The organism is Nocardia nepalensis (assembly GCF_048910785.1).
In the GTDB taxonomy this organism is placed as follows: Bacteria; Actinomycetota; Actinomycetes; order Mycobacteriales; family Mycobacteriaceae; genus Nocardia; species Nocardia nepalensis.
In genome coordinates this window covers 1,125,993-1,138,803 of sequence record NZ_JBKBET010000020.1, presented here as the reverse complement: position 1 = coordinate 1,138,803, position 12,811 = coordinate 1,125,993, and the positions used below count along the sequence as shown (strand labels likewise).

Here is a 12,811-nt window from a genome sequence, read left to right as displayed (position 1 = left end):
GGCCGACGGCTTCTCGATGGGTCCGCTCACCCGCGACGTGATGACCGCCTATGCCGCGCGCGTCGACGGCGGCGAGCCCGCGTGGCGGCCGCTCGAGGTGCAGTACGCGGACTTCGCGCTGTGGCAGCGCGCGGTGCTCGGCACCGAAACCGATCCGGAATCGGTGGTCTCCGGGCAGATCGAGTTCTGGTCGAAGACCCTGCGCGGCCTGCCCGAACAGCTCGACCTGCCCGCCGACCGGCCGCGTCCGGCGGTGGCGTCGGGTCGCGGTGCGACCCACGTCTTCGAGATCGATGCCGAAACCCACGGCAAGCTCACCGAACTGGCCCGGACCAGGGGCGCGACGCTGTTCATGGTCGCGCACACCGCGCTGGCCGTCCTGCTGTCCCGGCTCTCCGGCGAGGAAGATATCGCGATCGGCACCCCGATCGCGGGGCGTGGTGAACGCGCGCTCGACGACCTCATCGGCATGTTCGTCAACACCCTGGTGCTGCGCACCCCGATCGACGGTGACGCCAGCTTCGCCGATCTGCTGCACACCGTGCGCGGCATCGATATCGGTGCGTTCGGACATGCGGACCTGCCGTTCGAGCGGCTGGTGGAGATCCTGAACCCGGCCCGTTCGCAGGCGCGGCATCCGCTGTTCCAGGTGATGCTCTCGTTCCAGAACACCGGCCAGAACAGCCTGGAACTGCCCGGACTCACCGTCAGCGGCGTCGAACTGCCGATCGATGTGGCCAAGTTCGACCTGCAGATGGTGCTGTCGGAGCAGACCGCGACCCCGACCAGCACCGCCAACGGCGCCGGTTCCTCCACCACGGTCGCACCCTCGGGCATCACCGCCGAATTGATCTACGCCACCGACCTGTTCGACGCCGACACCATGGCGGAGTTCGGGCAGCGGTTCAACCGGCTGTTGCAAGCCGTCGCGGCCGAACCGGATCGGGCGATCGGCGATATCGACTTGCTCGACGAGCGGGAAGCCGAACTGGCGCTGCGTGGTTGGAACGACACCGAGCGTGACCTGGCCGCGGTGACCACGCTGGTCGACGAGTTCGCCAGGCAGGCGGCGGCCACACCGGACGCGGTCGCGATCGTGGATCCGGCAACGGGCGCTTCGCTCACGTATGCCGAATTCGGTGCCCGCGTGCACCGGCTGGCGCGCCGCCTCATCGCGGCCGGTGTCGGCCCGGAAAGCCTGGTGGCCCTTGGTCTTCGACGCTCCGTCGACCTGGTGGTCGCGGCCTACGCGGTGCACGAGGCGGGTGGCGGATATGTGCCGCTGGACCTCGATCAGCCCGCGGAGCGCATCGGCTATGTGCTCGATTCGGCCGCGCCGGTCTGCGTACTGACCACCTCGCGCGACGACTTCGACGGCACCGGTCTGCCCACACTCGTCATCGATGAGCTGGATCTGTCCGAGTACTCGGACGAGCCGGTCACCGATGCCGAGCGGACCGCACCGCTGCGGCCGAGCAACCCGGCGTACGTGATCTTTACGTCCGGTTCGACCGGCCGGCCGAAGGGTGTGGCGGTGCCGCACGCGGCGGTCGTCAACCAGGTCCGCTGGATCACCGGCGAATACGGCATCGGCGCCGATGATGTGGTGCTGTTCAAGACCCCGGCGACGTTCGATGTGTCGGTGTGGGAGCTGTTCGGCCCGCTGAGCACCGGTGGCCGGATCGTGGTGGCAAGCCCCGATGGCCACCGTGACCCGCAGTACCTGGCCGATGTGATCGCGGCCGAACGGGTCACCATGACCTCGTTCGTGCCCTCGATGCTGAGCGTGTTCGCGGGCAGTGTCGACGCGGCCGCCGGCAGCGCCGCCCTCGCCTCGCTGCGCGCACTGCTCGTCGCGGGTGAGGCGTTCACCGCCGATGCCGCGACCGCCATCCGCCGGGTCAGCTCCGCCGAGCTCTACAACCTGTATGGCCCCACGGAATTCACCGTCCACGCCACCCACGGCCCCGTCGCCGAAAAGGTCGACGGTGCGGTGCCGATCGGTCTGCCGGTATGGAATTCGCAGGCCTACGTGCTGGATTCGCGTCTGCACCCGGTGCCGCCGGGTGTGGCGGGCGAGTTGTACCTGGCCGGTGCGCAGCTGGCCCGCGGCTACTTCGGCCGTACCGATCTGACCGCGGATCGCTTCGTGGCCAACCCGTTCGGGGCGCCGGGCGCACGCATGTACCGCACCGGTGACCTGGTCGCCCGGGCGGCCGACGGTGCCATCGACTACCTCGGCCGCACCGACTTCCAGGTGAAGCTGCGTGGTCTGCGCATCGAGCTCGGTGAGATCGAAACCGCCCTGACCGCACACGATTCGGTGGCCCAGGCCGTCGCGCTGGTGCGTTCGGATGCCCGTACCGGCGATCAGCTGGTCGGCTACGTCGTGCCCGCGTCGGGCGCCACGGTCGATGTCGACGAATTGCGCACGCACCTGGTCGCGCTGCTGCCGTCGTACATGGTGCCCGCGGCGCTGATGGTGCTCGATGCCATGCCGTTGAACCCGAACGGCAAGCTCGATCGCCGCGCGCTGCCCGAACCCACCTTCGAGGCACGGGAATTCCGTGCGCCGTCGACCCCGATCGAAGAGATCGTGGCCGATACCTTCGCCGAGGTGCTGGGTCTGTCGACCGAGGACGGCGCGCGTCCGGTCGGTCTCGACGACGACTTCTTCGACCTCGGCGGCAACTCGCTGATCGCCACCCAGGTGGTGGCCCGCCTCGGCGCCGCACTCGACACCCGCATTCCGGTGCGGCTGCTGTTCGAGGCGCCGAATGTGGCCGCGCTCGCCGCGCGGATGGAGGCCCAGCAGGGCACCGGCGGTCGCCGCGAACTGGTGGCCGGACCACGGCCGGAACAGATTCCGCTGTCGCTGGCCCAGCAGCGGATGTGGTTCCTCAACCGCTTCGACAACCAGACCGCCGTCAACAACATCCCGCTGGCGGTCCGGCTCACCGGCGCACTCGACACCGATGCGCTGCGGTTGGCCGTCGCCGATGTGGTGGACCGGCACGAGGTGCTGCGCACGGTCTATCCGGAGACCGCCGACGGTCAGGGCGTGCAGGTCGTGCTGCCCGCCGGTCAGGTCCACCTCGACCTGACCCCGATCGAGGTGCCGGAGACCGATATTCGCGATCGCATCAGCGAGCTGGTGCTGACCGGCTTCGATGTCACCGCCGAGGTTCCGGTGCGCGCCAAGCTGTTCCGGCTCGCGGCGCCGGCGGGAGCGGAGCCTGCGCAGCGACCAGAAAGCACGGACGGCTCATCGACTGAAATCCACGTGCTCGTCTTCGTGGTGCACCACATCTCCGGTGACGGCTGGTCGGTGCGTCCGCTGGCCCGCGATGTGATGGTCGCCTACGCGGCCCGCAACCGCGGCGAATCGCCCGCCTGGGCGCCGCTGCCGGTGCAGTACGCCGATTTCGCGCTGTGGCAGCGCGAAACACTCGGCTCCGAGGACGATCCGGCCTCGCTGATCGGCCAGCAGGTCGCGTACTGGTCCGAGAGCCTGGCCGGGCTGCCCGATCAGCTGGACCTGCCGTCGGACCGTTCGCGTCCGGCCGTCGCGTCCAACCGCGGTGACGTCTACGAATTCGGCATCGACGCGGAGCTGCTGACCGAGCTCAACGCACTGGCCCGCACCCAGGGCGCGAGCCTGTTCATGGTCGTCCACGCGGCCTTCGCGGCACTGCTGGCGCGCCTGTCCGGCAGCGATGACATCGCCATCGGCACCGCGGTCGCCGGTCGCGGCGAGGCCGTGCTCGACGACGCGATCGGCATGTTCGTCAACACGCTGGTGCTGCGTACCCCGGTCGACGCCGGTGCGTCCTTCATCGAGCTGGTCGCGCGGGCCCGCGAAACCGATCTGGCCGCCTTCGGCCACGCCGACCTGCCGTTCGAGCGACTCGTCGACATCCTCAACCCGGCCCGTTCGCAGGCGCGGCATCCGCTGTTCCAGGTGATGCTGTCGTTCCAGAACACCGGCGAGGCCTCCTTCGAACTGCCCGGCCTCGAGGTGGCCGGTGTCCCGCTCGACGTGGTGACCGCGAAGTTCGATCTGCACCTGAACCTCGCGGACCGGCTCGACGCGGCCGGAAATGCCGACGGCATGACCGCCGAATTCGCCTATGCGACGGATATGTTCGACGCCCGCACCATCGCCGGTGTCGCGCGGCGACTGATCCGCCTGCTGCAGGCGGTCGTCGCGGATCCGGCCGTCGCGGTCGGTGACGTCGACCTGCTCGACGCCGCCGAGCGCACGAAGGTGCTCGAGACCTGGAACGACACGGCGCATGTGGTCGATGCCGAAGCCACCCTGGTCTCGATGTTCCAGGAGCAGGCCGCCAAGAGCCCGAAGGCGACCGCGCTCACCTTCGAGGGGACGAATCTCTCCTACGGCAAGTTCACCGCGCGGGTCAACCGACTCGCGCGACACCTGATCTCGCTGGGCGTCGGACCGGATTCGATGGTCGCACTCGGCATGCGCCGGTCCTTCGAGCTGGTGATCGGCATGTACGCGGTGAGCGTCGCCGGTGGCGCTTACGTGCCGCTGGATCCGGATCACCCGGCCGAGCGCAGCCGGTACGTGCTCGACACCGCGAACCCGGTCTGCGTGCTGACCACCGCCGCCGACGAATTCGACACGGGCACGACGACGGCGCTCGATATCGCGGCGCTGGATCTTTCGGAGTACTCCGACGAGCCGGTGACCGATGCGGAACGCATTGCGCCACTGCGCCCTTCGAATACCGCGTACGTGATCTTCACCTCCGGTTCGACCGGTCGCCCGAAGGGTGTCGCCGTCAGCCACGCCGCGATCGTCAACCGCCTGGTGTGGATGCAGTCCGAATACGGCCTGGATCGCGGCGATGTGGTGTTGCAGAAGACCCCCGCCACCTTCGACGTGTCGGTATGGGAATTCTGGTGGCCGCTGCAGGTCGGTGCGCGCCTGGTCATCGCCAAGCCCGACGGGCATCGCGATCCGGCGTACCTGGTGCGGATCATCGCCGAGGAGCAGGTCACCACGGTGCACTTCGTGCCGTCCATGCTCTCGGTCTTCGTGGCCGACGACCGGGCGGGCGAATGCTTCGACCTGCGCAATGTTTTCGCCTCGGGTGAGGCGCTGCCCGCCGTGACCGCACAGCGGTTGCGCGAGCTGACCGGTGTCTGGCTGCACAACCTGTACGGCCCGACCGAGGCCGCGGTCGACGTCACCTATCACGAGGTAGTCGACGCCGATACGGTCTCGGTGCCGATCGGCGCCCCGGTCTTCAATACCCAGGTGTACGTGCTGGATTCGCGCCTGCACCCGGTTCCGGTCGGTGTCGCGGGTGAGCTCTACCTCGCGGGCGATCAGCTGGCACGCGGCTATGTGGCGCGCCCGGATCTGACCGCGGATCGCTTCGTGGCCAACCCGTTCGGCACCGGCGAGCGCATGTACCGCACCGGTGACCTGGTCACCTGGACGGCGAATGGCGAGCTGGAGTACTTGGGCCGCACCGACTTCCAGGTCAAGCTGCGCGGTCTGCGCATCGAACTCGGTGAGATCGAATCCGCGCTGACCGCGCTGGAGACGATCGCGCAGGCGGCCGTGGTGGTCCGCTCCGACGATCGCCTCGGCGATCAGCTGGTCGGGTATGTGATCGCCGCGGTGGACCGTTCGATCGATATCGACGCGGTGCGCGCCGAACTCGCGACCGATCTGCCCGCCTACATGGTGCCGACGGCGTTCGTGGTGCTGGATGCGTTCCCGCTCAACGCCTCCGGCAAGCTCGATCGAAAGGCATTGCCCGCCCCCGTCTTCGAGGCAAAGGTGTTCCGCGCGCCATCGACTCCGATCGAGGAGATCGTGGCGAGCGTCTACTGCGACGTGCTCGGCATCGCCCGGGTCGGCCTGGACGACGACTTCTTCGAACTCGGCGGCAACTCGCTGCTGGCCACCCAGGTGACCGCCCGCATCGGCGCCGCACTGGACACCCAGCTCGCCGTGCGCGACCTGTTCGAGGCCTCGACGGTCGCCGCGCTGGCGGCCAAGGCGGAGCACAATGCCGGATCCGGCCGCACCAGGCCGCGCCTGATCGCGGGGGAGCGTCCGGCCCGGATTCCGCTCTCGCCCGCACAGCAGCGGTACTGGTTCCTCAACCAGTTCGATACCGCCACCTCGGCGGTGGACAACATCCCGCTCGCGGTGCGGTTGTCCGGTGCGCTGGACGTGGCGGCAATGGAGCAGGCGCTCGGTGACGTCTTCGCGCGGCATGAGGTGCTGCGGACCACCTACCCGAGCTCGGCCAGCGGCCCGCACCAGGTGATCCTGCCCGCCGACCAGGCCGTGCCGCGGCTGACCGTCACCGATATCGACGAGTCGGATCTGGTCCGCACGGTCATCGCATTCGCGCTCACCACCTTCGATGTCACCATGCAGGTGCCGCTGAAGGTGGCGCTGTTCCGGATCGCCGAGCACGATCACGTGCTGGCGTTCACGGTGCACCATGTCGCGGCCGATGGTTCGTCTATGGGTCCGCTGGCCCGCGATGTCATGGCGGCGTATGTGGCTCGGGCACAAGGGGAGATCCCGCAGTGGCAGCCGCTGCCGGTGCAGTACGCCGACTACGCGCTGTGGCAGCGGTCGGTGCTCGGATCCGAGGACGATCCGGAATCGCTTGCCGCACAGCAGGTCGCCTACTGGCAGTCCGCGCTCGCGGGTCTGCCCGATCAGCTGGAGCTGCCCGCCGACCGGCCGCGTCCGCCGGCGCAAAGCTTCCAAGGCAAAGCTATCCGCTTCGAGATCGCGCCGGAAAAGCACGCACGCCTGCACGAATTGGCGCGGGCCAATAACGCCTCGCTGTTCATGGTCGTGCACGCCGCGCTCGCGGTGCTGCTGGCCCGGCTGTCGGGAACCGACGATATTGCGGTCGGCACCCCGATCGCGGGTCGCGGTGAGCGCGAACTCGACGATCTGATCGGCATGTTCGTCAACACCCTGGTCTTCCGGACCCGGGTGCAGCCCGGCGACACCTTCGCCGATCTGCTCGCCGATGTGCGCGAACGGGACCTCGAGGCGTTCGCGAACGCCGACGTGCCGTTCGAGCGACTGGTCGAGGTGCTGAACCCGGAGCGTTCCACGGCGCGCAACCCGCTGTTCCAGGTCGGCCTTTCGTTCCAGAACCTGGCCGAGACCACCTTCACGCTGCCCGGCCTCTCGGTGAGCGCGGTGAACTTCGATTCGCAGCTGGCCAAGACCGATCTGCACGTCACGCTGTACGACCGCTACAACGACGACGGCACCCCGGCCGAGATCGTCACCGAATTCGGTTATGCCATCGACCTGTTCGACGAGGCGACGGTGCAGGGCTTCGCGGACCGGTTCCTGCGGGTGCTGGACGCGGTCGTCGCCGATGTCACCCGGCCGGTCGGCGAGATCGATCTGCTGGCGCCGCAGGAGAGCACACGGATCCTCACGCAGTGGAACGACACCGCGCACGAGGTCGATACGACCGCGACGCTGGTATCGCTGCTCGATGCGACCGTGGCCGCGACGCCGGAGGCGATCGCGGTGGTCGCGGACGTGCCCACCGGCGGCAAGCTCAGGCTGACGTATGCCGAACTCGATTCGCATGTGAATCGACTCGCGCGCTACCTGATCGAGCGTGGCGTCGGGTCGGAGGATCGGGTCGCGCTGGCGATCCGCCGGTCGGTGGACCTGGTCGTCGCGATGTACGCGGTGGCGAAGGCCGGTGCGGCATATGTGCCCGTCGATCCCGATCAGCCCGCCGACCGTGTCGAGTACATCCTCGGCACCGCCGGTCCGGTCTGTGTGCTCACCACCGGTCGCGAGGGCTTCACCTCCGCGACCGTCGATTCCGTGGCCATCGATGAACTCGACCTGTCGCCGTACTCGGATGCGCCGGTATCCGCGGCCGAACGACTCGGCACGCTGACCGCCGCGAATACCGCCTACGTGATCTTCACCTCGGGTTCGACCGGCCAGCCGAAGGGTGTGGCACTGCCGCACGGCGCGATCGCCAACCAGTTGCAGTGGAAGACCAGCGAATTCGGCCTCGGCGCCGAGGACGCGGTGCTGCTGAAGACGGCCGCGACCTTCGACCTTTCGGTGTGGGAGTTCTGGTCGGCGGCGGTGTCCGGTGGCCGACTGGTCATCGCGACCGCCGACGGACATCGCGATCCGACCTACCTCAACACCCTCATGCGCGATACCGGTGTCACCACGCTGCATGTGGTGCCGTCGATGCTGGACGCTCTGCTGACCGAATCGGACGGACATCTGCCCGAGTCGCTGCGCCGGGTGCTGGCGATCGGTGAGGCGCTGCCCGCCGCGACCGCACAGCGGTTCCGCAAGTCGAACGGCGCCACCCTGTTCAACCTCTACGGCCCGACCGAGGCCGCGGTCTCGATCACCAACCATGAGGTGACCGATGCGGATTCGGTGTCGGTGTCGATCGGTGCGCCGGAGTGGAACAGCCGTGTCTACGTGCTGGATTCGCGTCTGCGGCCGGTGCCGGTGGGTGTTTCGGGTGAGTTGTACTTGGCCGGTGCGCAATTGGCGCGCGGCTACTTCGGACGCGCCGATCTGACCGCGGAGCGATTCGTGGCCAACCCGTTCGAACCCGGCACCCGCATGTACCGCACGGGTGACCTGGTGGCCTGGAATGCCGACGGTGAGCTGGAGTACCGCGGCCGCACCGACTTCCAGGTGAAGATCCGCGGCTTCCGCATCGAACTCGGCGAGATCGAGGCGGCCCTGCTGCGGCAGACCTCGATCACCTCGGCCGCGGTACTCGCGCATACCGATCCGGCGCTCGGTGACCGCCTCGTCGCCTATGTCGTCCCGACCACGGGCGAACTCGACAAGCGCGCACTGCAGTCGGCGCTGGCGGCCGAGCTGCCGTCGTACATGGTGCCGAGCGCCTTCCTGGCGCTGGAAGCCCTGCCGCTCAATGCGAACGGCAAGCTCGATCGAAATGCGCTGCCGCAGCCCACCTTCGAACATGCGGCGTTCCGCGCACCGGTTACCCCGGTCGAGCAGATCGTGGCCGGTGTGTTCGCCGATGTGCTCGGTATCGAGCGGATCGGTGCCGATGACGACTTCTTCGCCCTCGGCGGCAACAGCATCCTGTCGATCCAGCTGGTATCGCGGGCGAAGGCGCTCGGCGTGGTGTTCTCCGTGCGCGACGTCTTCGACCAGCGCAGCGTCGCCGGACTCGCCGCGATCGCCAGCTCGACCGCCGATCTGCGGCAGCCGAGGATGGCGGAGCTGCCCGGTGGCGGAGTCGGCGAGATCCCGCTGCCGCCGAGCATCGCGGCGGTGCTGGCGAACGGCGCCTCCTACCAGCGCTTCTCGCACGAGGCGACGGTGGCCCTGCCGACCGAACTCGATCGTGACCGACTGCGCGCGGCGATCGCCACGCTGGTCGACCGGCACGACGCCCTGCGCACGCGACTGCGCCAGGTCGGCGAGGGCGCGACGTTCGAGGCGCTCGAGCGCGGCGCCGTCGATATCGACACGCTGGTGCACGAGGTTTCGGCCGACGCCATCCTGGACGACGACTACGGCCACGACGAGCTCATGCGGCTCGCCGACAACGAACGCGCCGCCGCGGCCGATCGCCTCGATCCGGCGAACGGTGTGCTGGCCCAGTTCGTGCGCGTCACCGCGAACAAGTTCGACGGCGGCGACTTCCTGCTGGTCGTGGTGCACGCCTTCGCGGCCGATCCGAAGTCCATCGCCATCGTGACCTCGGATCTGATCGACCTGGTCGCGGCCGAGCCGGTCACCCTGCCGGAGGTCGGCACCTCGCTGCGGCGCTGGGCATACGGCCTGACCGACGAGGCGAGCACCCGTACCGCCGAACTGCCGTTCTGGCACGCGGTCTCGGCCACGCCGGATCCGCTGCTCGGTGCGCGGACATTCGATCCGGCGCTGGACACCGTCGCCTCGGTGCGGCGGGTCCGGGTCGAGGTGCCGGCGGCGGTCTCCGAGGCCGTGCTCAGCACCGTTCCGGCGCGGTTCCACGGCAGTGTTCCGGATGGGCTGTTGTCGGCATTGGCCATGGCGCTGGTGCGCTGGCGCGGTGTACAGCACGGATCGGATGTGCTGATCCGGCTCGACGGCGATGGGCGGGCCGCGGTCCGCGATGCCGAATTGTCGCGCACCGTTGGTGCTTTCACCGCCACCTACCCGGTCCGGCTCGGACTCGGCGAGTTCGACCTGGCCGATGCGTTCGCCGGTGGCACTGCCGCCGGGGCCGTCATCAAGTCGGTCAAGGAGCAACTGCTCGCGGTGCCGGATCAGGGCGCCGGTCACGGCCTTCTGCACCTGCCGCAGGTGGGTCAGGTGAGCTTCCGGTATCAGGACGCGGTGATCAAGACCGAGCGGCCCGCCGATATGCCCGCCAACGGTGCGGTCGATATCACCGTCACCGTCGGCGACGAGGACGACGGTCCGCGCCTGCTGGCCACCTTCGAGTTCCCCGTTGGCCTGCTCGCCCCGGAGCGGGTGCAGGAGTTGGCGGATCTGTGGGTCGCCGCCCTGACCGCACTGGCGAACCACGCGCAGCGACCGGGTGCCGGTGGTCATACGCCGTCGGATCTGCCGCTGGTGGAAGTCGGCCAGTCCGATATCGAGCTGTGGGAGCGGACGTACAGCGGCCTGAGTGATGTTTGGCCTGTCTCGCCGCTGCAGTCCGGTCTGCTCTTCCACGCGCTGATGACCACGGCCACCGTCGACGTCTACACCATGCAGGCGGTGGTGCAGCTCGCCGGAACGGTCGATGTGCAGCGGCTGCACGCGGCCGCACAGGCGATCCTGGATCGGTACCCGAACCTGCGCACCGCCTTCGTCACCGACTCCACCGGTCAGGCCAGGCAGGTCGTGCTCGACCGGCTCGAAGTGCCGTGGCGCGTCGTGGATCTCACCGACCTGCCGGAGGCGGAGCGGGCCGAGGAACTGCGGCGGCGGATCGAGGCGGATCATGCGGAGCGCTTCGATATGTCCGCGCCGCCGCTGGTGCGCTACACGCTGTTCCGCACCGCGGCGCAGGACTGGTCGCTGGCGATCACCACGCACCACGTGCTGCTCGACGGCTGGTCGATGCCGCTGCTCATGCGGGATCTGCTGGTGCTCTACGCGACTCGTGGCGATCAGTCGGCGCTGCCGCAGGTCTCCTCCTACCGCGACTTCCTGGACTGGCTCGCCACCCGTGACCAGGACGCGTCGCTGCGGATCTGGGCCGAGGCCTTCGAGGGTGCGACCGAGCCGACCGAATTGGCGACGCCCGCACGGACGGTCGAGACCTACGAGACCGGCAAGCTGGTCACCGAGATCAATGCCGACCGCACCCGCCAGCTCACCAAGCACTGCGCCGAACTCGGCATCACGGTGAACACCCTGGTGCAGGCGGCCTGGGGCATTCTGCTCGGCAGGCTCACCGGCCGCGCCGATGTGGTGTTCGGCGCCACGGTCTCCGGTCGGCCCGCCGAGCTGACCGGTGTGGAATCGATGGTGGGTCTGTTCATCAATACGCTCCCGGTCCGGGTGCGCATCGATGACCGCGCGACCATCGACGATCAGCTGAAGCGGTTGCAGCGCGACCAGACCGAACTGCTCGACCACCACTACGTCGGACTCGCCGATATCCAGCGCGCCGCCGGAATCGCCTCGCAGTTCGACACGCTGCTGGTGTTCGAGTCGTATCCGATCGATCGCGAGGCGATTGCCGCCGCGAGTTCGATCGACGGCATGTCGGTGACCGATGTCGGCGTCGACAGTGCGACGCACTACCCGCTGACCCTGCAGGTGACCGCGGAGTCCACGCTCGAGTTCACCCTCGAGTACCTGCTCAGCCGGTTCACCGCGGACGAGGTGGAAACCCTGTCCACCAGGCTGATCCGGGTGCTGGACGCGCTGGTCGGCGATCCGGCCGGACTGGTCGGCGATATCGATATCCTCGACGCCGGTGAGCGCGCGCGCCTGCTGGTCGAATCCGGAATCGCCGCAACGGTTCCCGCGCCGGAACCGGCGGGCCGGGTGGGTGCGCGCACGGTGTCGAAGGTGCTCGCCGAGGTCGTCGAGGCCGATCCCGAGGCGCCCGCGCTACTGGTGGACGGCGACGAAATCGCCTACCACGTGCTGGATCGCCGCTCGTCGCAGCTGGCACGGGTGCTCATCGAGCACGGTGCCGGACCGGGTGATGTGGTCGCCATCGCGCTGCCGCGTTCGGTGGACGCGGTGGTCGCGGTCTGGGCCGTCCAGAAGGCCGGTGCCGCCTGCTTGTTCGCCGGTGGTCTGACCGCCGACGAACTGGCCACCGCCGGAGCGGCTTTCGGGATCTCCCTGGAGCCGGTCGACGGCCCGATCAACTGGCTGGTGCCGAGCGATCCGACGGTCCAGGCCGAGTTGGCCGCCGCACCGTCGCATCCGGTGTCCTACGCGGATCGAGTGCGCCCGCTCGCCGAGGAGCATCCGGCCTTCGTGGTTCTCGCGGCGGACGGTTCGGTGCACGCGCTCAGCCAGACCGAGGCGCTGGAGCAGGCGGATCGGATGCGCTCGGAATACGAGATCGACTACGAGTCGACGACGTTCACCACCGCGGTCTCCGGTCGCGCGGCGCTGCTGGAGTTCCTGACGGCGGCGACCGCCGGTGCGCTGTCGGTGCTGCCCGAGTCGGAGTCGCCCAGCGCGGACGAGATCGCCGACGATCTCGCCGACGGTGAGGTCAGCCATTGGTTCGTCACGTTGGACGAGGCGACCGATGCGGCGGATGAGAACGTGCGGATCGTGATCGTCGAGTAG

1 protein-coding gene (running past one end of the window) is annotated in these 12,811 nt (G+C 68.8%); it reads left to right on the top strand.

Going from position 1 to position 12,811, the window contains the following annotated elements; translation table 11 throughout:
- On the top strand, window positions 1–12,811 hold the final stretch of the coding sequence (locus ACHQ4I_RS16445; protein ID WP_420772728.1) for a non-ribosomal peptide synthase/polyketide synthase. Its footprint begins 24,485 nt before the window's first position; the window shows 12,811 of its 37,296 coding nt (coding positions 24,486–37,296); its start codon lies beyond the left edge, outside the window; it ends in the stop codon at window positions 12,809–12,811.